This is a genomic window from Rugamonas sp. GW822-FHT03B10, assembly GCF_058801745.1.
The window spans coordinates 166,048-187,186 of the sequence record NZ_JBXANP010000012.1 but is presented as its reverse complement, the minus strand read 5'-3'; the positions used below and the strand labels follow the sequence as shown (position 1 = coordinate 187,186).

Below are 21,139 nucleotides of genomic sequence, written 5' to 3'. Positions count from 1 at the left end.
GCCAGCGCCAGCGCGCCGGCCAGCAGCCAGCCGGCCGTGCACGCGCACGCCGGCGCGGGCGCGCCCGGCGCGCTGGGCTGCGGCGCTGGCCGCTCCGTTGGTCGCTGGTTCTTCAACGTGGCCAAACGGGGCGGCAAGGGAACGGCAATGGGAACGAGGGCATCGTGGTCGGGTATGGCAAGGAGGCCCGCCGCGCGGACCAGTTAATCACAGACAACCAATTGCTATTGGAGCAAGTGTATCCCGTCCCACGGCGTTTGCGGAAGAAATTGCGCGCGCCGGAGGGGTACCGGCGCTTATTATGCCATCGAGCTGGAACGGGCCGGCCGGTTTCGCCGCGCCGGCGGGCAGGGGCGGGCGGCTCAGGCGGCCGGCCGGTCCATCAGGAAGTCGGTGGCGGCGGCCGCGCCCCAGATGGCGAACAGGGTGATCCAGGCCGTGAGGGCGAACACGGCCGCGCCGGAGACGCCGGCGCCGACGGCGCAACCGCCGGCCAGCATGCCGCCCAGGCCCATGCAGGCCGCGCCCAGCAGGTAGCGGCGCATGCTGAGGCCATCCTTGAAGCCTTCCAGTTTCAGCTCGCCGCCGCGCAGGCCGCCGAGGAAGGCGCCCAGCGCCACGCCGGGCACCAGGCCGATGTCGAAATTCCATGGCTTGCCCGGCGGCGACAGCACCAGCATCAGCATGTCGGCCGCCGGCCCCGTGAAGCTGAGGCTTTTGACGGGCACCAGCTCGAACGCCTGGGCCGACACCTGGTAGTTGAACAGCCAGGCGCAGGCCACCATCGACCCGCAGGCGGCGCCGGCCAGGGCCGGCCACGGCCCCAGCCGGGCGCGCCAGGCGAACGCCAGTCCGCCGGCCAGCCAGGCCAGGCCGAACGCCAGGCCGACGCCGTGGCTGGCGTGGAACCACAGCAGCAGGTCGCGCGCGTCGCCGCCTTCGATGGTCCACCAGTCGCTGATGGCCAGGCGCAGCGGCGCCAGCACGCCGCCCAGCGAGGCCTGCGCCACCACGGCGAACACCAGGCCCGACAGCAGCGAGCGCAGGTTGCCGGTGCCGGCCAGGATCAGCAGGCGGCTGGCGCAGCCGCGCGCCAGGACCATGCCGCAGCCAAACAGCAGGCCGCCCACCAGCGCGCCCGACAGCGTGCCGCGCGTGGCCAGCTGGCGGGCGCTGCGCACGTCGAGCACGCCGCCCAGGATGAACAACTGGGTCAGCGTGATGGCCGCGCCGAAGGCCAGCAGCCACACGGCCAGCTTGCCGCCCAGCTGGCCGTGGCAGGTCTCGATCACGGCCGAGCGCAGGCAGAAGCGCGAACGCTGGGCCAGGTAGCCGAAGCACAGCCCGATCAGCAGGCCGCCCAGCGCCAGCGTCTGGTTTTCGCCCAGCGTTTCCATCAGCGTCAGCAAGTTCATGGCGTCCTCGGTCCCGGTGTTGTCTTCGGCAATTAAACCATATATGCTTCTATAGGCATATACGCAAATGGTGGTTAATTGATGCGTGTGTTGTACATTGGCAAGGCGACACGACAGCGCGCAGCGCGGGGAGACGACATGGGAAGCTGGAGCAGGGCGGTGGCCGCGGTGCTGGCGCTGACGATGGGTTTGCTGCGGACGGCCGACGCCGCGCCGGCCGCGCCGGCCGGATTGCGGCTCGAGGCGATTGCCGTGTCGCCGCACGTCTATTATTTCCACGGCCACGCCGGGGTGGCCGGGGCCGAGAACAAGGGCTTCATGTCCAACGCCGGCTTCGTCGTCACCAACGACGGGGTGCTGGTGTTCGACACGCTGGGCAGTCCGGCGCTGGGCGAGGCCATGCTGGCGGCCATCGCCCGCGTCACGCGCCAGCCCGTGCGGCGCGTGATCATCAGCCACTATCACGCCGACCATTTCTACGGCCTGCAGGCGTTCAAGGCGCGCGGCGGCGACAAGGTCGAGATATGGGCGCATGAGAACGGCAAGCTGTACCTGGCCTCGGACCTGGCGCGCGAGCGGCTGGCCCAGCGGCGCGAAGCGCTGGCGCCGTGGGTCGACGCGCAAACCCGGCTGGTGCCGGCCGACCGCTGGCTCAGCTTCGCGCACGGCAGCGAGATCGCGTTCGAGATGGGCGGCCTGCATCTGCGCCTGATCGACACCAGCGGCGCCCATTCCGACGGCGACATCATGCTGGCCGTGGACGAGGACCACATGCTGTTCGCCGGCGACCTGTTCTTCACCGGCCGCATCCCGTTCGTCGGCGACGCCGACAGCAGGGTGTGGTTGACGGCGCTAGCCCGCATGCAGACGCTGCACCCGCAAGTGGTGGTGCCGGGCCACGGCGAGATGTCGCGCGCGCCGCTGGACGACATCCGCCTGACCCGCGATTACCTGTTGTTTCTCCGCGACAAGATGGGCGCGGCGGTGGCGGACATGGTGCCGTTCGAGCAGGCCTACGCGCAGACGGACTGGGGCCGCTACGCCGGCTATCCCGCATTCGAGGCCGCCAACCGCCTGAACGCCTACGACACCTACATCCTGATGGAGCGCGAAAGCCTGCAGGCGAAATAGGGCGCGCACTTGCGTTTCGGCTGCGAATCTGGTTATATGCGTATATAGGCATATAGTGAATTGTGAAATGAAAGAGAATTTAGGCCGGGAAGCCATGGGCGAAGTGTTTGAGGAAGTGTCGAACTACTTCTTCCTGCTGTCGGAACCAACGCGGCTCAAGATCCTGCACGCCCTGTGCGGCGGCGAGCGCCCGGTGGGCGAGATCGTGACGGAGATCGAATCGACCCAGGCCAATGTGTCGCGCCAGTTGAACATGCTGTACCGGGCCAGGATACTGGGCCGGCGCAAGGAAGGGACGCAAGTCTATTACCGGATAGACGACCAGGCCACGATCGACCTGTGCCGCACCGTCTGCGGGCAAATGGCCAGCCGGATCGAGAGTCGCGCGTCCGCCGGGCAGGTGGCGGGCACGTTCATGGTCGGCGACGACTGAGGGGAGGGCCGCGCAGGCGGCGGCTTTCTAATATGTAATATATGCCTAATTGATTATATAACTATATTGTTGTAGCAAGGAGAGAGACACCTCATGGCGAATGAACCCACGCAGCGGGGCCGCATCCTGCGCGCGCCCGAACATTTCGTCGATGGCCAGCTGGCCGCCGACATCACGGCCTCCGGCTTGAACGAGGAACGCCGCGGCTTCCTGCGGCGCAGCTTCCTGGCCGCCGGCGCGGCCCTGGCCGGCGGCCAGGCGCTGGCGCAATCGGCGGGCGACCCCAACATCCTGAACCTGCCCGAGCATGCGCGCACGCTGGGCAAGCCGGTGGCCAGCAATCCGTATGGCATGCCGTCCAAGTTCGAGACCAACCTGCTGCGGCGCGAGTCGCCGGGCCTGACGCGCGTGGGCGCGGCCTCGGTCGCCTTCACGCCGTTGCAGGGCCTGTTCGGCATCATCACGCCGAGCGGCCTGCATTTCGAGCGCCACCACCAGGGCTGGTACGACATCGACCCGTCCACCCACCGCCTGATGATCAACGGCATGGTCAAGACGCCCAAGGTCTACACCATGGACGACCTGATGCGCATGCCGTCCGTGTCGCGCATGCACTTCATCGAATGCGGCGCCAACACGGCCATGGAGTGGGGCAATGTGGCCGTGCCCACGGTCCAGTATTCGCACGGCATGCTCAGCTGCAGCGAATTCACCGGCGTGCCCTTGTCGGTGCTGCTCGAGGAATGCGGCTACGACAAGAAGAACGCCCGCGTGATCCTGGCCGAAGGCGGCGACGGTTCGGCCATGACGCGCACCATTTCGCTCGACCGCGCGCTGGACGACGTGATCGTGGCCTGGGGCATGAACGGCGAGATGCTGCGGCCCGAGAATGGCTATCCGCTGCGGCTGGTGGTGCCGGGCGTGCAGGGGGTGTCGTGGGTCAAGTGGCTGCGCCGGATCGAGGTGGGCGACCAGCCCTACGCGAGCAAGGACGAGGCGGTGCACTACATCGACGCCATGCCGGACGGGAACTTCCGCCAGTACACGTCCATCCAGGAATGCAAGTCCGTGATCACCACCCCATCGGCCGGCCAGACCCTGCTCGACAAGGGCTTCTACAACGTGACGGGCCTGGCGTGGTCGGGACGGGGGCGCATCAAGCGGGTCGACGTGTCGGTGGACGGCGGGCGCAACTGGCGCACCGCGCGGCTGGAGTCGCCCGTGCTGCCCAAGTGCCTGACGCGCTTTAACATCGACTGGGTGTGGGACGGTTCGCCGGCCGTGCTGCAGTCGCGCGCGATCGACGAGACGGGCTATGTGCAGCCCAAGATCAACGAGCTGCGCGCCGTGCGCGGCACCAAATCCATCTACCACAACAACGCGATCCAGTCCTGGCAAGTCGCACAATCCGGCGAGGTGTCCAATGTCCAGGTTTATTAAATCCGTACTGGTGCTCGCGCTGGCCGGCGCGGGCTGGCAGGCGCAGGCCGCGCCGGCCGCCAATTTCACCGCCACGGCCACGGGCCTGGGCCGTCCCGCCACCACGGCCGAAGTGGCGGCCTGGGACATCGATGTCCGCCCCGACTTCAAGGGCCTGCCCAAGGGTTCGGGCACGGTGGCGGCCGGCCAGGTGATCTGGGAAGGACGCTGCGCCAGCTGCCACGGCACGTTCGGCGAATCGAACGAGGTGTTCACGCCCATCGTGGGCGGCACCACGGCCGACGACATCAAGACCGGCCACGTGGCCGCGCTGAAGACGGGCCGCCAGCCGCAGAAGACCACGTTGATGAAGGTGGCCACCGTCTCCACGCTGTGGGACTACATCAACCGCGCCATGCCGTGGACGGCGCCCAAGTCGCTCAAGACGGACGAGGTGTACGCGGTGCTGGCCTACATCCTGAACATGGGCGAGATCGTGCCGGACGACTTCACGTTGTCGGACCAGACCATCGCCGAGGTGCAGAAGCGCATGCCGAACCGGAACGGCATGGAGACCAACCACGGCATGTGGGACATCAAGGGCAAGCCCGATGTGCACAGCGTGGCCTGCATGAAGCACTGCCCGGTCGAACCGGGCGTGCGTTCCACCTTGCCTGAGCCATCGCGCAACGCGCACGGCAACATCGCGCTGCAGAACCGCACCTTCGGCCCCGTGCGCGGCGTCGACACGACCAAGCCCGCGCCGACGGCGCCGGTCGGCAGTGCCGCGCCGGCCGCCGCCGTCGCCGCCCCGGTGGCCGTCGACAGCGCAGGCCTGAAGCTGGCGAAGCAGAACGCCTGCGTGGCCTGCCACGGCATCACCAACAAGATCGTCGGTCCCGCGTTCAGCGACGTGGCGGCCCGCTATCGCGGCGATGCCGGCGCGCCCGCGGCGCTGGCGGCCAAGGTGCGTGCCGGCACCAGCGGCACCTGGGGCGCCATCCCCATGCCGGCCCAGGCCGGCTTGAAGGATGACGAGATCCAGACCCTGGTGGCATGGGTGCTGGGCGGGGCCAAATAAGCGCCCGCCCGCCAGATGGCCAAATGGGGACGAGACACATTTATCGCCAAATGGACACGCAACACATTTATCATCAAGCAGGCAGCGGCAAGACTGCGCCAACCGTGGGCATGGCCACCAGCCAGCCCTGTATTTTTCGATAGGAGAGAGAGTGATGAATCAAAGTCGACGCGACATGCTGCGGATTTCTTCCGTGCTGGGCATGGCATTTACGGCAGGCCTGCTCAAGCCGTCCGACGTCTTCGCGGCTGAATGGAGCCAGAAGGTGTTCGACGCCAAGAGCCTGGAGGATGTGCTCAAGGCGCTGGGCGGCGACAAGTTCGCCGTCAGCCCCGACGTGACCGTGAGCGGCCCCGACATCGCCGAGAACGGCGCCGTGGTGCCGGTATCGATCGCGTCCAAGGCCGCCAACACGGAATACATGGCCATTTTGGTGGACAAGAACCCGAGCGCCATGTCGGCCGGTTTCGCCATCCCGGCCGGCACCGAGGCCACCATCAGCACCCGCGTGAAGATGGGCGCCACCTCCAACGTGCACGCGCTGGTCAAGGCGGACGGCAAGTGGCTGGTCGCCAGCAAGGAAATCAAGGTCACGCTGGGCGGTTGCGGCGGTTGATCCGCGCGCCGGCGAGTCTCTTAAACACATCACAGTAAAGGAAAGATCATGGGTGATCCGATGCGTATTCGCGCCGCTTCCGCGGGCGACACGGTGGAAGTGAAGATTTTGATGCGTCACGATATGGAAACGGGCCAGCGCAAGGACGCGGCGGGCAAGGTCATCCCGGCCCACCACATCAAGACGCTGGTGGTCAAGTGCAAGGACAAGGTGGTGCTGGACGCGCAGTTCGGCCCGTCCGTGTCGAAGGACCCGTTCCTGTCGTTTAAGTTCAAAGGCGGCGCCAAGGGTGATAAAGTCAGCGTGACCTGGGTGGACAACACGGGCGATACGCGCACCGACGAAGGCGTCATCAGCTGATCGGGCGCCACGCCAGGCAAGCAAACGGAGGAGACACGAATGAAAAGACAAGCTTGTTTGATCCTGTCGGCGCTGGCGGCCTTGCCGGCGTGGGCACAGACGTCGGCCACCGACGAAATCGCCAAATACCGGCAGATGCTGGCCGACGGTAATCCGGCCGAGCTGTGGGAGATGCGCGGCGAGGAACTGTGGAAGAAGAAGGCGGGGCCCAAGCAGGCCTCGCTGGAGACGTGCGACATGGGCCAGGGACCGGGGGTGCTGAAGGGCGCCTACGTGTCGCTGCCGCGCTTTTTCAAGGACACCGGCAAGGTGATGGACGCCGAACAGCGCCTCGCCTACTGCCGCATGACGATCCAGGGCCTGACCCAGGCCGAGGCGCTGGCGAATCCGTTCGCCTCGCCCGGCAAGCCGTCCGACATCGAGGCCATCATGAGCTACGTGGCGGCCGAGTCGCGCGGCATGCCGATGGCCGTCTCCACCAAGCACCCGCTGGAAAAGCAGGCCTACGAGGTGGGCAAGAAGCTGTTCTTCTACCGGGCCGGCGCGCACGATTTCGCGTGCGCCACCTGCCACGGCGCCGACGGTCAGCGCATCCGCCTGCAGGAGCTGCCCAATATCCTGAACAAGGCCAACGCGCAGGCGGCCTACACCACGTGGCCCGCCTACCGCGTGTCGCAGGGCGAGGTGCGCACCATGCAGCACCGGCTGATGGATTGCTTCCGCCAGCAGCGCTTCCCCGAGCCCGTGTACGCGTCGGAAGCGGTGACGGCGCTCACCATGTATCTGGCCAAGAGCGCGGAAGGCGGCAAGTTCGACGCCCCCGCGCTGAAACGTTAAGGAGACGCAGATGCGACCTATCGACAAGGCATTGATGGCACTGATGGCGGCCGCCTGCGCCACGGCGGCGGCGGCCGGCCCCGACTACGCGAAAATGGCCCACGACATGCTGTCCACCGACTTCCGCTCCAAAGGCCCGGCCACGGTGGAACGCGTGGTGCAGCAGGACGAGGTGCAGAAAACTTGCAGCGAACAGCCGGCGGCGCGCAGCAAGAAGGTGGACGCGAAGATCGAGGCGAGCCAGCTCAAGACCATCGTCTATCCGGCCGACGGCGTCTGGCTGGGCAAGTGGCAGGAGGGCGAGAAGATCGCCCAGAACGGACGCGGCATGCAGTCGTCGGACGCGGTGGGCAGCGTCAACGGCGGCAATTGCTACGCGTGCCACCAGTTGCGCAAGGATGAGATCTCGTTCGGCAACATCGGCCCGTCGCTGTACCAGTACGGCAAATTGCGCGGCAACAGCGACGAGATGGTGCGCTACACCTGGGGCAAGATCTTCAACTCGCAGGCATTCAAGGCCTGTTCCAGCATGCCGCGCTTCGGCCACAACGGCATCCTGACCGAGGCCCAGATCCGCGACGTGATGGCGTTGCTGCTGGACCCCGCTTCGCCCGTCAATCAATGACGCACGGCGATTCCAAGCAAATGATAAGGAAATTGATATGAGTCTGAGTCGGCGAGAATTCATGCAGGTGATGGGCATCGCGGCGGCCGGGGGCATGCTGCTCGACGCCAAAGGCGCCTTGGCCGCGCCGTCCGCCGGCGCCCTGTACGACGTGCCCCGGTACGGCAATGTGCACCTGCTGCATTTCACGGACTGCCATGCGCAACTGACGCCCGTGTACTTCCGCGAGCCGAACGTGAACCTGGGCGTGGGCCAGGCCGTGGGCCGCATGCCGCACCTGGTGGGCGAGCAGCTGCTGCGCCAGACCGGCATCAAGCCCGGCACGCCGGAGGCGCACGCCTTCACCTACCTCAATTTCGAGCAGGCGGCGGCCACCTACGGCAAGGTGGGCGGCTTCGCCCACCTGTCCACGCTGGTCAAACGCATGCGCGCCAGCCGGCCCGGCGCCTTGCTGCTGGACGGCGGCGACACCTGGCAAGGCTCGGCCACGGCCCTGTGGACCAACGGCCAGGACATGGTGGACGCCTGCCTGGAGCTGGGCGTGGACGTGATGACGGCGCACTGGGAAATGACGCTGGGCGACAAGCGCGTCAAGGAGATCGTCGAGCGCGACTTCAAGGGCAAGGTCGATTTCGTGGCCCAGAACATCCAGACCACGGACTTCGGCGACCCGGTCTTCAAGCCCTACGTGATGAAGGAGATGAACGGGGTGCAGGTGGCCATCATCGGCCAGGCCTTCCCCTACACCCCGATCGCCAATCCGCGCTACATGGTGCCCGAATGGAGCTTCGGCATCCAGGAGGAGAACATGCAGAAGATGGTGGACGAGTGCCGCGCCAAGGGCGCCAAGGTGGTCGTCGTGCTGTCCCACAACGGCATGGACGTGGACCTGAAGATGGCCTCGCGCGTGCGCGGGATCGACGCCATCATGGGCGGCCACACGCACGACGGCATGCCGGCGCCCGTGATCGTGGCCAACGGAGGCGGCAAGACGCTGGTGACGAACGCCGGCAGCAACAGCAAATTCCTCGGCGTGCTCGATTTCGACGTGCGCGACGGCGCCATCCAGGGCTTTCGCTACAAGCTGCTGCCCGTGTTCTCCAACTTCCTGCCGGCCGACCGCGACATGGCGGCGCTGGTCAAGAAGATCCGCGCGCCATACGAGGGCAAGCTCAATGAGAAGCTGGCCATGACCGAGGGCACGTTGTACCGGCGCGGCAATTTCAACGGCACCTTCGACCAGCTGATCGTCGACGCGCTGATCGATGTGAAGGGCGCGGACCTGGCGTTCTCGCCCGGCTTCCGCTGGGGCACCTCGCTGCTGCCGGACAGCCCGATCCTGATGGAACACCTGATGGACCAGACGGCGACCACCTATTCCTACAGCACGCTGACGGAGATGACGGGCGCCACCATCAAGAACATCATGGAGGACGTGGCCGACAACCTGTTCAATCCCGACCCTTACTACCAGCAGGGCGGCGACATGGTGCGGGTGGGCGGCATGCAATACGCGATCGAACCGAACGCCCGCATGGGCGCGCGCATCCAGGACATGCGCCTGAACGGCAAGTTGATCGAGGCCGACAAGACCTACAAGGTGGCCGGCTGGGCGCCTGTGGCCGAAGGGGCGACCGGCGAGCCGGTGTGGGAAGTGGTGGGCAAATGGCTGCGCGACAAAAAGACCATCGCGCCGCGCAAGCTCAACACGCCGCGCCTGATCGGCATGGACGGCAATCCCGGCATCGCGCTCAAATAACGCCATCGACACGGAGAGACACATGGAGAAAAACATGCAATCGACATCCCGCCTCCTGTGCGCCGCGCTCTGGCTGGCGCTGGCCGGCGCGGCGGGCCACGCCGGCGCGTTCAACGCGGCCGACGTGCCCGAAGCCAAGCGCGCCGTCGGCGCGCAGTACATGGACGCGAAGGAGGCCTACGCCCTCAAGCAGCAGCTGGGCGCGCACGCCTACCTGGTCGATGTGCGCACGCGCTACGAAGTGGCCTACCTCGGCATGCCCACCGTGGCCGACGCCAACATCCCCTATCTTGAGCATCCGGACGACGCGGGCTGGGACGCCAAGGCGGGCCGCTGGGCCATGTCCGTCAATAACGACTTCGGCCCGGAGCTGGCGCGCCGGCTGGCGGCCAGAGGCCTCGGCAAGGACGACACGGTGATCGTCATGTGCCGCTCGGGCGACCGCAGCGGCCGCGCCGCCAGCCTGCTGGTGCAGCTCGGCTACCACAAGGTGGTCACGGTGGTGGACGGTTTCGAGGGCGATCTGGCCAAGGACGGCCCGCAGGCGGGCCAGCGCGTGGTCAACGGCTGGAAGAACGCCGGTCTGCCGTGGACCTACAAGCTGGAACCGGCCAAACTGTACTTCCCGCAGTTCTGATGGACCTGCTGGCGCCCGCCCGGGATTTGCGCGCCGACGGCGCCGAGGCCGCCGCGCGCGGCATGCCCGTGGTGCTGTTGTTCTCGCTGCCCGACTGCGGCTATTGCCTGGTGGTGCGGCGCAACTACCTGCTGCCACTGGAGCGGGATTTGCCGCCGGCGCGGCGGCCCGTGGTGCGCGAAGTGCAACTCGACGACACGGCGCCGTTGCGTGGTTTCGACGGCGCCACCACCACCGGCAAGGCGCTGGCGGCGCGCTACCGCGCGCGCTTCGCGCCCACCGTGGTGCTGGTGGACGCCAGCGGCGCGCTGCTGGCCGCGCCCATCGTGGGCGGCGACACCACCGGCCTGTATGGCGGCTATCTGGACAACGCGCTGGCCGAGGCGGTACGGCGGCTGGCGTCTCACGCGAGCGGCACACCACAGGGAGAGCGACCATGAAACAGCAAGGCACGGCGGGACGGAAGGCAGGGGCCATGGCAGCGGCGGCAACGTTGCTGGCGGCATGGGCGGTGATGGCGGCGCCGGGCGCGCAGGCGGCCGACACGACCTACACGGTCAAGCTGATGACGCCGGAGACGGCCCTCAAGGCGGCGCAGGCCGCGCTGAAGAAATGCCGCGACGGCGGCTACCAGGTGGCCGTGGCGGTGCTCGACCGCAGCGGCGTGCCGCAGGTGATGCTGCGCGACCGCTACGCCGGCATGCACACGCCGGAGGCGGCCGCCGGCAAGGCGTGGACCGCCATCAGCTTCAGGACCAGCAGCCTGGCGCTGGCGGAGAGCACGCAGGCCAACAAGGATTCCAGCGGCATCCGCCAGATCGGCCATGTGCTGGCCGTGGGCGGCGGCATCCTGGTCGAGGCGGGCGGGGTGACGTTCGGCGGCATCGGCGTGTCCGGCGCGCCGAACGGCGCGGCCGACGAGGGCTGCGCCCGCGCCGGCCTGGCCGCCATCGCGGAAGACCTGGAGTTCTAGGCCGCCAGCGGCACCGCGCTGGCCGCTTCGATGGCCGGGTAGAACTCGTGGTCTTCGCGTTTCATGCGCTCGTACAGGGTCTTGAGCACCTGGTTGGCCTCGGCGCGGAACACCTCCGGCTGCTGCTCCAGCAGGCGGGGCGTGTTCCATTTGGCCGCGAACGCGAGGTAGGCGGCCGCGATGCCTTCCATCTCGCCCTGGTACTGGCGGCTCATGCGGGCCAGCTCGGCGTCGCCGCTGGCCTCGAGCGAAGGGTAGAGCACCCGGTCTTCCACGGCCAGGTGCAGCTTGATCACGCCGCTCATCGACACGATGCGGGCGGCGATGGCGGGGGCGGCGTTCACGATGCCCGACTGGACCAGTTTGCGCAGGGTGGCGATGTCGCTCAGGATGTCGATGTGCTGGTGTTTGAATTTGTCGATATTCATGGTCTTCTTTCGAGGTGGGTGGCGGTTTAAGATCTATTTAAAATACATGTTTTATGGCGCAAAATGGGAAAAGCGGGTGGCCGTCGCTCAGCGGTGGAAGTCGACCTGGAACTTCACGGGGCCGATCACTTCCACTTCATGCTCGACGCGCGGTTCGACGACGCCAGGGTGGTCGGGCGTGAGGATGTGCTCCTCCGGCGTCACGCCGGGATCGGTGATGCGGTAGCGCAGGCTGCCTTCGAGCACGGTGATGCGGCCCCAGACACCGGCGGCGGTGATGTGGCCGCGGCGCAGCGCTTGCGGCACGGTGCCGTCCGTGAACACGGGGGAGCTGCGGTAGTGGACGACATGGTCGGGCAAGGTTTTCATGGTGATCTCCTTTGTTTGCCGCTGGGATGACCCACGCTGGGACGACCCATTATGGCAGGTTGTTCTATAACATTCATCGGCAATACTACTTAATACGCAAGCGGCCGCGCGGACCGCGGTTGCCGCCTATTCGGCCACGACCTTGCCGAAGTAGCCGTACTGCAGGCTGGAGGCGATGCGGCGCGCGACGATCAGGAATTCGTCGGCCACCTCGGGCGCGAACAGCCGCTGCACGGTGGCCATGAACAGGTCCAGCCAGCGGCGGAAGTGCTGCGGCTCCACCCCCGACAATTGCATGTGGGTGCCGAACACATTGCCCTGGAAGCTTTTATGGCCGAGCATGACCGTGCACCAGAATTCGACCATGCGCGCCAGGTGCGGGTCCCACTGGTCGCCGATGGCGGCGTTGAAAATGGGCGCCAGCTCCGGGTCGGCCCGCACGTCGTCGTAGAAGGTGTGGACCAGGGTGGCGATGGCTTCGGGGTTCAGTTCCAGGGTGGTCATGGCGATCCGGTTTTAAAGATTTATTTAAGATACTACATTAATTCGCGCGCCGCGACAACCGCCCGGTTCAACCGGCCAGCGCCTGGCGCCGCGGCGCCGGCAGATTGCGCACGATGGCGCGCAGCATCTGCTCCACGTCCACCGGCTTGGCGATGAAGTCGTTCATGCCGCAGGCGATGCATTGTTCGCGTTCGGACAGCAGCACGCCGGCCGTCATGGCCAGCACGGGCAGGGTCAGGCCCAGCTCGTCGCGGATGTGGCGCGTGGCTTCAAAGCCATCCATTTCCGGCATCTGCACGTCCATCAGCACCAGGTCGTAGCGGCCGCTGTCGGTGCGCAGCGCCTCCACGGCCAGCAAGCCGTTTTCCACCGTCTCCACCTGCGCGCCCGCGTGCTCCAGCATGCTGCGCGCGACGATCTGGTTGAGCGGGTTGTCCTCCACCAGCAGCAGGCGGATGCCGTCCAGCCGCTGCTGCGCCTTGTCGGCCGGGGCGCTGGCCGTGGGCGCGTGCACCTGTTGCAGCGCGCCGGCCAGGCGTTCCGGCGTGACGGGCTTGAGCAGCACGGCGTCGCCCGCGTGCGACACGTCCGCCTGCAGCAGCTTGCCCTGGCCGAAGGCGCTCACCATCAGCAGCACCGGCGCGGCCGGCGCGGCGGCGCGCAGGCGGGCGATGGCCGCGTGGCTGTCCGGGCCGGACAACTGCCAGTCGAGCAGCACGGCGCCGTAGCGGGTGTCGGCGCGGGCCAGCTGGACCTCCGCCGCCGACAGGGTGGCCACGCCGTCGGCCGCGCCGTGCCAGGCGCGGATGGTCTGGCACAGGTAGTCGCGGCTGACGGCATGGCCGTCCACCACCAGCAGGGGCAGGGTGGCGGGCGCGGGCCCGGTGCCGTGGTCGGCCACGGCCAGCGGCACGGTCAGCACGAATTCGCTGCCGTGGCCCGGTTCCGTGTGGGCCGTGATGGCGCCGCCCATCAGCGTGGCCAGCCGGCGCGAGATGGCCAGCCCCAGCCCGGTGCCGCCGAAGCGGCGCGTCATGGAGGCGTCGGCCTGCGAGAACGGGGTGAACATGCGCTGCAGCAGGGCCGGCTCCATGCCGATGCCGGTGTCGCGCACCACGAAGCGCAACTGGGCGTGGCCGCCGTCGCGCCCGGCCAGCTCCACCAGCACGGACACGGTGCCCGTCTCCGTGAACTTGATGGCGTTGCCGACCAGGTTGATGAGGATCTGCTGCAGGCGCGGCGCGTCGCCCATCAGGTGCAGCGGCACCTGCGGCGTGACGCCGATGGCCAGCTCCAGATCCTTGTCGCTGGCGTTGACGGTCATGATGGTGGCCATCGCTTCGAGCAGCGTGGCCAGCTGGAACGGGGCCGGCGCCAGCTCCAGCCGGCCGGCCTCGATCTTGGAGAAGTCCAGCACGTCGTTGAGGATGCTGAGCAGCGATTTGCCGGACTGGGTGATCATGTCCAGGTACTTGCGCTGGTCCGGCGACAGCTCCGTGTTGTGCAGCAGGTGGGTCATGCCCAGCACGGCGTTGAGCGGGGTGCGGATCTCGTGGCTCATGTTGGCCACGAACTCGCTCTTGGCGCGGCTGGCCGCCTCGGCCTGCTCCTTGGCCGCCAGCAGCGAGCTCTCGGAACGGCGCAGGGCCGCCGTCATGTCCTCGGCCAGCGCCAGCGCGTATTCGCGGCGCGCCGCCAGGGCCCGCACCACGCCGAAGAACAGCAGGCTGATGATGGTCCCGGCCAGCAGCACGATGTGGCTTTTCTGGCGGTCGATGGCGTCCTCGAAGGCGGGCAGGGAGGTGAAGCGCAGCGTCCATTGGTGGTCGGCCACGGTCAGGGCGCTGGTGCGCAGGAAGGGGTTGGGGTAGAGCCGCGCCTGCTCGGGCGTGCGGCCGCCGCTCGTGTACAGGCGCGCGCCGGGGTCGGTCGAGGCGCCGTCGTAGATGTCGAGCTGGACGGCCATGTTGTCGGTGCCCAGCACGTCCTGCATCAGGTCGAGCGTGCGGAACGGGCTGTAGGCGTAGCCTTGCAGGGCCGCCATGCGCTGCTCCGGCGTGGCCAGCGGCGCGTCCTGGAAGTAGACGGGCAGGTACATGAGGAAGCCGGCCTGCACATGCTCCTCCGACTCCTGCACCAGCGTCACCTTGGCCGTCAGCGTCGGCCGGCCGCTGCGGGCCGCCTGCAGCATGGCGTTGCGCCGGGTCGGCTCGGACATCATGTCGTAGCCGAACGCGCGCAGATTGCGCCCCGTGAACGGCTCCAGGTACAGCACCGGCGCGAAGCCGTCATGCCCGGACGGCGGCCACACGCGGAACTGCGGGTAGCCCGACGCCTGCACGGTGTGCTCGAACGCCAGCAGTTCGGCCGGGCGCACGTAGCGCGCGTAGCCCATGCCCTGCAGGCCGGGGAAATTGCGCTCGATGGCGATGGCTTCCACATAATCGTGCCACTGCTGGCGCGTGACGTTGGGGGCGATCTTGAACAGCGCCTGGGTGCTGCGCAACGCCGTCTCGTACAGCGTCATGCGCTTGGCGATGCGCTGCTGGATGCTGGTGCAGCTGACCTCGAAGCGTTCGCGCGCGCGGCGCTCGGTGCTGGTCCCCACCAGCTGCCAGACGGTGACGGTGAGCGCCACGCCGGCGAACAGCGTCAGCCACTGGGTCACGATGCGGCCGTGCAGCGGCTTGGCCAGCCGCTTGCGCTCGCGCGCGTCGGCGCACAGCACCATGCCCAGCAGGCTGCAGACCACGACATAGCTCTCGAGCGAGATCAGGGCGTCGTTCAGGGTGCCGGTGGCGAACGGCCCCTGGCCGCTGGTGGTGCCCAGCACGGCCGCGCCGGCCGTGACCAGGCACACCAGGCTGGTGCCGCGCAGGCCGTGGCGCCAGGCGGACCAGGCGATGCAGGGCAGGACCAGGTAGGCCAGCCATTGGTCTTCGCCGTCGGCCTGGTAATGGCGGCCGAACACCAATAGCAGCACGGCGCACAGGATCGCCAGCGACAGGCCCAGCTCCAGCATCAGCCCGTTGCCCCAGCGCTGGCCGCGCGCATGGCGCCAGGCCAGCAGGGTGGGCGCGACCACCAGCACGCCGGCCGTGTCGCCCACCCACCAGGTGCCCACCACCGTCCACTGGGCGCCGGCCGGCACCAGGTGGGACAGCACCAGCGCGCTGCTGCCGATGCCGGCGCTGACCATGCACATGACCATGGCGATCACGGCGAACTTGTAGACGTTGTGGAGCTGGTTGAGCGGGCGGCCGCCATCCGTGTAGCGCTGCATCAGGGCCGCGCCGACCAGCGCTTCGAGCGAGTTGCCGATGGCGATGGCCAGCGACACCGTCAGCACCCTGCCGTCCAGCGGCAGGCCGTTGGCATGGAAGGCCACCAGGTTGGCGGCCAGCGCGCCGGCCAGCACGCCGGGCCACAGGCGGTAGCCGAACAGCAGCAGGGCGGCGAAGGCGATGCCCGAGGGCGGCCAGACGGGGGTGGCGTTGCTGTGGGCGAAGGCCAGCAGCAGCCCCAGTCGCGCCGCGCCGTAGTAGACCAGGGCCAGCAGCACGATGGGCAGCAACGCCGTCAGCGCCGCGGAACGGGGACGCGCCGCGCCGGTCTGCTGGTTCGTGTCCACGCTGTCGGTCATGAATCGGGGGCTCCGTTGTTGCAAGCTGGGAAACCACTATAGCGCAAAAAACGCCGCCCTGTGCCAGAAATCCACCATGGCGCGCCCCGCCTTCCCGGCGCGCGCGCGCACCGTGTCGCCCACGCCACAGGCTGCGCTATGGCCTTTCACCGCGCGCCGTGTGATACTAGGATTTCATTGTTGTTGTGGCGACCACACTATCCATGCCGTTTAACCGATTTTTACCTTCCACCTTGAAATTCAGGCTCAGCACGCTGGTGGTGCTGCTGGTGCTGGCCGCCACCGTGACGGTGACGGTGGTGGCGCTGCTGCTGGCGGAACGGGACATGAAGGCCGTCATTGGTAACCAGCAGTATGCGCTGTTGTCGGGCGCGGCGGCCCACATCGACGAGCACCTGGCCGGCAAGCTGGCCATGCTGGCCGCGCTGGCCGAGTCCGTGCCCGAGGCGGCCCATCGCGACCGGCGCCTGCTGCACCAGTTCCTGGCCGAGCGGCCCACCAGCCGTGAAGCGTTCAACAGCGTCGAGGTCTACGGCGCCGACGGCGCGCTGCTCGACACCTTCGACACGGACATGCCGCTGCAGCCGTTCAACGCCAGCGGCCGGCCGTATTTCGACCGCACCGTGGCCAGCCGCCACGGCGTGATCTCGGCGCCGTTCTTCAGCCATATCGTGGGCGCGCCCACGGTGCTGGTCACGGCGCCCGTGTACGACCGCAACGGCAAGCTGGCGCTGGTGCTGGCCGGCGGCATCAACCTGCTGCGCTACGCGCCGTTCCAGTCGCTGAGCGCCCTCAAGCCGGGCAGCACGGGCTTCACCTACATCATGACGGCCCAGGGAGTGCTGCTGAGCCATCCGACCAAGGCGCGCATCCTGCAGAACATCAACGCGCGCCCGGGCCGCAACCGGGCCACGGAGATGGCGCTGGCCGGCTTCGAGGGCTGGACCGAGGCCGACAACAAGGACGGGGTGAAGGGCATCTATTCGTACAAGCGCCTGCGCCAGACGGACTGGATCGCGGCGGCCCGCTTCCCCAGCGACGAGGCGCTGGCGCCGCTGCGCCAGTTGCGCTACGAGGCGGCCGGCGCCGCGGCGCTGTTCGCCGTGCTGGCCGGGCTGCTGTCGTGGGTCGGCATCGAGCGCCTGCTGCAGCCGCTCGAGCACCTGCGGCGCAACATCGCGCGCATCAAGCATAGCCGGGCCGGCATCCAGGTGCTGCAGCTGGACCGCAAGGATGAGATCGGCGAACTCAGCGGTGCGTTCTACCGGCTCATGGCCGAGCGCGAAGTGGCCCAGCAGCGCACGCGCGACAGCGAGACCCTGATCCGCAACATCCTGGAGCGGGCGCCGGACGCCTTCGTCAGCTGCAACGGCCAGGGCACCGTCACGGAATGGAACGCCAAGGCCGAGAGCACCTTCGGCTGGACCCGCGAGGAAGCCATCGGCGCCGATATTGCCCAGCTGCTGGTGCCCGAGCGGCTGCGCCAGCACCATACGGCCGGCATGCGCGCCTTCGCCGCCACCGGTTCCGGCCCCATCGTCAACAACCGGGTGCGGGTGCCGGCCCTGCGGCGCGACGGCAGCGAAGTGCCGGTCGAACTGTCGGTGGGCGTGGTGCGCGACGGCGACAGCTACATGGCCACCGCCTTCCTGCACGACGTGTCGGCCCGCATCGCCTACGAGGAGCAGATCGCGGCCAGCGAGAAGCGGGCCCGCATCATCGCCGACAACCTGCCGGTGCTGATCGCCTACCTGGACCGGGACGGGCGCTACCAGTTCACCAACAGCCATTACCAGCGCCAGTGGGGCATCGATCCGCAGTCCATGCTGGGCAAGCGGGTGGACGAGATCTCGATCGGCACGGCCGAGCCGTGGCGCGGCGAGCTGGCGCGGGCCCTGAACGGCGAGCGTATCCACTACGAGCGCGAGATGGCCCACGGCGGGCGCATCCTGCACTTCATGGTGGACCTGGTGCCGGACGTGGCGCCGGACGGCGCGGTGGCCGGCGCCTACCTGATGGCCGCCGACATCACGGCCCGCAAGACCTCCGAGCTGCAGCAGGCCGCCAGCGAGAAGCGGGCGGCGGCGGCCAGCCGCGCCAAGAGCGAGTTCGTGGCCAACATGAGCCACGAGATCCGCACGCCGATGAACGCCGTGCTGGGCGTGGCCTATTTGCTGGGCAACACGGAACTGAGCTCGGTGCAGAAGAAATACCTGGACATGATCCTGGCCTCGGGCAAGGCGCTGCTCGGCATATTGAACGACGTGCTCGATTTCTCCAAGATCGAGGCCGGCCGCATGGAGCTGGCGCCGATGCCGTTCCAGCTCAACGACGTGCTGAACGCCATCGCCACCGTGATGACGCTGAACGCGGGCGAGAAGAACATCGAACTGGCCATCGGCGTCGATCCCGACGTGCCGCCGTCGCTGGTGGGCGACGCCATGCGGCTGCAGCAGATCCTGATCAACCTGGTGGCCAACGCCGTCAAGTTCACGGAGCAGGGCGAAGTGTCGCTGCTGGTGGAGCTGGCCGCGCGCGAGGACGACAGCGCCAGCCTGCGCTTCGTCGTGTGCGACACCGGCATCGGCATGGACGCGGCCCAGCAGAGCCGTTTGTTCTCGGCCTTCAGCCAGGCCGACGCCTCCACCACGCGCCGCTTCGGCGGCACGGGGCTGGGCCTGGCCATCTGCCGGCGCCTGGTCGAACTGATGGGCGGCGCCATCACGGTCGACAGCACGGTCGGCTGCGGCAGCCGGTTCGCCGTCACGGTGCCGCTGCAGCTGGCGCCGGAGCAGGCCGCGCCCGGCGCGACCATCGGGCCGCTCAAGCTGCTGGTGGTGGACGACAACGACACCAGCCGCGACTACCTGTGCAAGACCATCCACGCGTGGAAGTGGGCGGCCGACAGCGCCCGTTCCGGCCCGGAGGCGGTGGCCCTGCTGCGCCAGAGTCTGGACGGCGGCGCGCGGTACGACGCCGTGCTGGTGGACTGGCAGATGCCGGACATGGACGGCCTGGCCACCATGCGGGCGTTGCGCGCCGCCTTGCCCGGCGGCGCATCCGACGGCGGGCTGCCGGTGGTGATCATGGTCAGCGCGTTCGGCCGCGACAAGCTGATGGCCGACCGGCAGGCGCATGACGCCAGCGCGGTGCTGATCAAGCCGGTGACGGCGTCCAGCCTGTTCGACACGCTGCACGAGGCGCTGGCCCACCTGGGCGGCGACGCGGCGCTGGCCAGCGCGCCCGCCGCCACGGCCCAACGGCTGGCCGGCCTGCATCTGCTGCTGGTGGAGGACCATCCGCTGAACCAGATTGTGGCGCGCGGCATGCTGGAATTCGCGGGCGCCCAGGTGAGCGTGGCGGACAACGGCCAGATCGCGCTCGACATGCTGCGCGGCCGGCCCGACGGCTACGACGCGGTGCTGATGGACGTGCAGATGCCGGTGATGGACGGCTTCGAGGCCACGCGCGCGATCCGCGGCGAGCTGCGGCTCGATGTGCCGGTGCTGGCGATGACGGCCGGCGTGATGCAGTCCGAACAGGAGGAATGCATCCGGGCCGGCATGAACGACTTCATCGCCAAGCCGATCGACGTGGAGCAGATGTTCGCCGTGATCCTGCGCCAGTTGCCGCCCGCGCGGGCCGGCCTGCTGGGCGCGTCCGTCGGCGCGGGGCAGGGCGCCTGATGGGAGATCCAGCAATTCCGCACGCCATCGACCGCCCCGTCGCCGTGGCCGTGGCCGAGGCCAAGGCCACGCCGTCGCCCCACCCGCTGGACATGATCCCGTTGTTCCGGCGCTGGCCCTCGTCGCCGCTGCGCAATTTCCTCTACACGGGCGTCTGGAACGCGGGCCTGGCCCTGTGCCTGACCGGCGTGACCCTGATGTTCGGCACCGGCGGCGCCACGTTCGCCGATTACTGGTGGCCGATGCTGCTGATCTCCAACCTGATCGGCTACCTGATCCACCTTGCCACGCTGGCCGGCGACCGCCTGCTCGATGGCTGGCCACGCCGGGCGCGCGGCCTGCCGCGCCTGGCCTACCGGCTCGTGGTGGCGGGCGGCTGCGCCTTGCTCGGTTACGCGCTGGGCTTCACGCTGCTGGGCGGCGGCGATCCGCTGCACCTGCTGGTGAGCCGCCGCGCCCTGACCGAGGCGCTGCCGCTGGCCGTCCTCATCGCCCTGTTCATGCTGGTGGTGCATCTGGCGGGCGAACGGCGCATCGCCGCCGAGACGCGGGCCGCGCGCCAGCGCGAGCAGCTGGAGGCCAGCGCACGCCAGCTGGCCGAGGCCCGGCTGCGCGCCTTGCAGGCCCAGATCGAACCGCACTTCCTGTACAACACGCTGGCCAACGTGGTCAGCCTGATCGGACCGCAACCGGCCAACGCCACGCACATGCTGGAACGCTTCATCGACTATCTGCGCGCCAGCCTGGCGGCCAGCCGCGAGCAGACCGTCACGCTCGGCGCGGACGCGGACCTGATCGCGGCATATCTGGACGTGCTGGCCGTGCGCATGGGCGAACGGCTGCGCTACCGCATCGACGTGCCGGGCGAATTGCGGGCGGCCGTGATCGCGCCCATGCTGCTGCAACCGCTGGTGGAGAACGCCGTCACGCACGGGCTGGAACCGAAGCTGGACGGCGGCGAGATCGTGCTGGCGGCCTGCATGCGGGAAGGGCGCTTGTGTCTGGAAGTGCGCGACACGGGCGTGGGCCTGACCGGGGACGGGCTGGTGTCGGGCAAGCGTGGCGGTGGCGTCGGACTGGGCAATCTGCGCGAGCGTCTGCGCACTTTGTATGGCGTTGGCGCTCAGGTACAATTGTTGGAAAATCAACCTTGCGGCACGACCGTGCGCGTGCTGCTGCCATTGAACGGGAGCCTGCCATTCAACATCCCCGCGCCATAATCG

19 protein-coding genes are annotated in these 21,139 nt (G+C 68.3%); 14 read left to right on the top strand and 5 right to left on the bottom strand.

The genetic code is table 11. The annotated features are described in order from the left end of the window. Window positions 1-362 precede the first annotated feature (362 nt). A complete protein-coding gene (locus AC1RQG_RS19375; protein ID WP_493133658.1) occupies window positions 363-1,415 on the bottom strand; it encodes a YeeE/YedE family protein in 1,053 nt (350 codons plus the stop codon). Window positions 1,416-1,553: 138 nt separating this feature from the next. Between AC1RQG_RS19375 and AC1RQG_RS19370 the strand changes: the two genes are divergently transcribed. From AC1RQG_RS19370 to AC1RQG_RS19315, 12 genes are all read left to right on the top strand, one after another. Then, window positions 1,554-2,546, top strand: coding sequence for an MBL fold metallo-hydrolase (locus AC1RQG_RS19370; RefSeq protein WP_493133656.1), 993 nt, complete (start codon window positions 1,554-1,556; stop codon window positions 2,544-2,546). Window positions 2,547-2,613: 67 nt separating this feature from the next. Then, the gene (locus tag AC1RQG_RS19365; protein ID WP_229218853.1) at window positions 2,614-2,979 is read left to right on the top strand and encodes an ArsR/SmtB family transcription factor; all 366 of its coding nucleotides are present in this window, start codon (window positions 2,614-2,616) and stop codon (window positions 2,977-2,979) included. Window positions 2,980-3,072: 93 nt separating this feature from the next. Beyond that, complete coding sequence (soxC, locus tag AC1RQG_RS19360) at window positions 3,073-4,419, top strand: sulfite dehydrogenase (RefSeq protein WP_493133655.1); 1,347 nt, start codon at window positions 3,073-3,075, stop codon at window positions 4,417-4,419. Further along, a complete protein-coding gene (locus AC1RQG_RS19355; protein WP_493133654.1) occupies window positions 4,403-5,479 on the top strand; it encodes a c-type cytochrome in 1,077 nt (358 codons plus the stop codon). The genes soxC and AC1RQG_RS19355 overlap by 17 nt, the downstream gene beginning before the upstream one ends. A gap of 154 nt (window positions 5,480-5,633) precedes the next feature. Continuing rightward, complete coding sequence (gene soxY / locus AC1RQG_RS19350; protein WP_493133652.1) at window positions 5,634-6,095, top strand: thiosulfate oxidation carrier protein SoxY; 462 nt, start codon at window positions 5,634-5,636, stop codon at window positions 6,093-6,095. 48 nt (window positions 6,096-6,143) lie between these two features. Further along, entirely contained in the window at window positions 6,144-6,455 is a 312-nt protein-coding gene (soxZ, locus tag AC1RQG_RS19345) for a thiosulfate oxidation carrier complex protein SoxZ (protein WP_182163880.1), read from the top strand. A 39-nt stretch (window positions 6,456-6,494) separates the two neighbouring features. After that, entirely contained in the window at window positions 6,495-7,292 is a 798-nt protein-coding gene (gene soxA / locus AC1RQG_RS19340; RefSeq protein ID WP_493133651.1) for a sulfur oxidation c-type cytochrome SoxA, read from the top strand. A gap of 10 nt (window positions 7,293-7,302) precedes the next feature. Then, window positions 7,303-7,917, top strand: coding sequence for a sulfur oxidation c-type cytochrome SoxX (soxX, locus tag AC1RQG_RS19335; RefSeq protein WP_493133650.1), 615 nt, complete (start codon window positions 7,303-7,305; stop codon window positions 7,915-7,917). Window positions 7,918-7,954: 37 nt separating this feature from the next. Beyond that, a complete protein-coding gene (gene soxB / locus AC1RQG_RS19330; protein ID WP_493133649.1) occupies window positions 7,955-9,676 on the top strand; it encodes a thiosulfohydrolase SoxB in 1,722 nt (573 codons plus the stop codon). Window positions 9,677-9,710: 34 nt separating this feature from the next. Further along, window positions 9,711-10,313, top strand: a complete 603-nt coding sequence (locus AC1RQG_RS19325; RefSeq protein ID WP_493133647.1) for a rhodanese-like domain-containing protein — start codon at window positions 9,711-9,713, stop codon at window positions 10,311-10,313. After that, window positions 10,313-10,753 carry a thioredoxin family protein gene (locus AC1RQG_RS19320; protein ID WP_493133646.1) on the top strand — a complete coding sequence of 147 codons (441 nt, stop codon included), beginning with the start codon at window positions 10,313-10,315 and terminating at the stop codon, window positions 10,751-10,753. Before AC1RQG_RS19325 ends, AC1RQG_RS19320 begins: the two co-directional genes overlap by 1 nt. A gap of 35 nt (window positions 10,754-10,788) precedes the next feature. Next, the gene (locus AC1RQG_RS19315; protein WP_493133645.1) at window positions 10,789-11,286 is read left to right on the top strand and encodes a GlcG/HbpS family heme-binding protein; all 498 of its coding nucleotides are present in this window, start codon (window positions 10,789-10,791) and stop codon (window positions 11,284-11,286) included. Here the strand turns inward: AC1RQG_RS19315 and AC1RQG_RS19310 are convergent. The 4 genes from AC1RQG_RS19310 to AC1RQG_RS19295 form a co-directional block, all read right to left on the bottom strand. Further along, a complete protein-coding gene (locus AC1RQG_RS19310; RefSeq protein WP_493133643.1) occupies window positions 11,283-11,714 on the bottom strand; it encodes a hemerythrin domain-containing protein in 432 nt (143 codons plus the stop codon). The genes AC1RQG_RS19315 and AC1RQG_RS19310 overlap by 4 nt on opposite strands. A gap of 87 nt (window positions 11,715-11,801) precedes the next feature. Further along, on the bottom strand, window positions 11,802-12,083 hold the full coding sequence (locus AC1RQG_RS19305) for a TehB family protein (RefSeq protein WP_493133642.1): 282 nt from the start codon (window positions 12,081-12,083) through the stop codon (window positions 11,802-11,804). Between the two features lie 126 nt (window positions 12,084-12,209). Beyond that, the gene (locus tag AC1RQG_RS19300; protein WP_493133641.1) at window positions 12,210-12,587 is read right to left on the bottom strand and encodes a group III truncated hemoglobin; all 378 of its coding nucleotides are present in this window, start codon (window positions 12,585-12,587) and stop codon (window positions 12,210-12,212) included. Between the two features lie 67 nt (window positions 12,588-12,654). Further along, on the bottom strand, window positions 12,655-16,230 hold the full coding sequence (locus tag AC1RQG_RS19295) for a CHASE domain-containing protein (protein ID WP_493133639.1): 3,576 nt from the start codon (window positions 16,228-16,230) through the stop codon (window positions 12,655-12,657). A 233-nt stretch (window positions 16,231-16,463) separates the two neighbouring features. Between AC1RQG_RS19295 and AC1RQG_RS19290 the strand changes: the two genes are divergently transcribed. Together AC1RQG_RS19290 and AC1RQG_RS19285 are read left to right on the top strand one after the other, a co-directional pair. Continuing rightward, window positions 16,464-19,916 carry a response regulator gene (locus tag AC1RQG_RS19290; protein WP_493133638.1) on the top strand — a complete coding sequence of 1,151 codons (3,453 nt, stop codon included), beginning with the start codon at window positions 16,464-16,466 and terminating at the stop codon, window positions 19,914-19,916. Further along, window positions 19,916-21,136 carry a sensor histidine kinase gene (locus AC1RQG_RS19285; protein WP_493133637.1) on the top strand — a complete coding sequence of 407 codons (1,221 nt, stop codon included), beginning with the start codon at window positions 19,916-19,918 and terminating at the stop codon, window positions 21,134-21,136. Before AC1RQG_RS19290 ends, AC1RQG_RS19285 begins: the two co-directional genes overlap by 1 nt. The last annotated feature ends 3 nt before the right edge of the window (window positions 21,137-21,139 follow it).

Bases quoted from the DNA above. Each gene is read 5' to 3' on its own strand.
- AC1RQG_RS19295 (WP_493133639.1), bottom strand. From the start codon at position 16,230: ATGACCGACAGCGTGGACACGAACCAGCAGACCGGCGCGGCGCGTCCC.
- AC1RQG_RS19370 (WP_493133656.1), top strand. From the start codon at position 1,554: ATGGGAAGCTGGAGCAGGGCGGTGGCCGCGGTGCTGGCGCTGACGATG.
- AC1RQG_RS19325 (WP_493133647.1), top strand. From the start codon at position 9,711: ATGCAATCGACATCCCGCCTCCTGTGCGCCGCGCTCTGGCTGGCGCTG.
- AC1RQG_RS19315 (WP_493133645.1), top strand. From the start codon at position 10,789: ATGGCAGCGGCGGCAACGTTGCTGGCGGCATGGGCGGTGATGGCGGCG.
- AC1RQG_RS19320 (WP_493133646.1), top strand. From the start codon at position 10,313: ATGGACCTGCTGGCGCCCGCCCGGGATTTGCGCGCCGACGGCGCCGAG.
- AC1RQG_RS19305 (WP_493133642.1), bottom strand. From the start codon at position 12,083: ATGAAAACCTTGCCCGACCATGTCGTCCACTACCGCAGCTCCCCCGTG.
- AC1RQG_RS19375 (WP_493133658.1), bottom strand. From the start codon at position 1,415: ATGAACTTGCTGACGCTGATGGAAACGCTGGGCGAAAACCAGACGCTG.
- soxB (WP_493133649.1), top strand. From the start codon at position 7,955: ATGAGTCTGAGTCGGCGAGAATTCATGCAGGTGATGGGCATCGCGGCG.
- soxY (WP_493133652.1), top strand. From the start codon at position 5,634: ATGAATCAAAGTCGACGCGACATGCTGCGGATTTCTTCCGTGCTGGGC.
- AC1RQG_RS19285 (WP_493133637.1), top strand. From the start codon at position 19,916: ATGGGAGATCCAGCAATTCCGCACGCCATCGACCGCCCCGTCGCCGTG.
- soxX (WP_493133650.1), top strand. From the start codon at position 7,303: ATGCGACCTATCGACAAGGCATTGATGGCACTGATGGCGGCCGCCTGC.
- AC1RQG_RS19310 (WP_493133643.1), bottom strand. From the start codon at position 11,714: ATGAATATCGACAAATTCAAACACCAGCACATCGACATCCTGAGCGAC.
- soxA (WP_493133651.1), top strand. From the start codon at position 6,495: ATGAAAAGACAAGCTTGTTTGATCCTGTCGGCGCTGGCGGCCTTGCCG.
- soxZ (WP_182163880.1), top strand. From the start codon at position 6,144: ATGGGTGATCCGATGCGTATTCGCGCCGCTTCCGCGGGCGACACGGTG.
- soxC (WP_493133655.1), top strand. From the start codon at position 3,073: ATGGCGAATGAACCCACGCAGCGGGGCCGCATCCTGCGCGCGCCCGAA.
- AC1RQG_RS19365 (WP_229218853.1), top strand. From the start codon at position 2,614: ATGAAAGAGAATTTAGGCCGGGAAGCCATGGGCGAAGTGTTTGAGGAA.
- AC1RQG_RS19355 (WP_493133654.1), top strand. From the start codon at position 4,403: ATGTCCAGGTTTATTAAATCCGTACTGGTGCTCGCGCTGGCCGGCGCG.
- AC1RQG_RS19300 (WP_493133641.1), bottom strand. From the start codon at position 12,587: ATGACCACCCTGGAACTGAACCCCGAAGCCATCGCCACCCTGGTCCAC.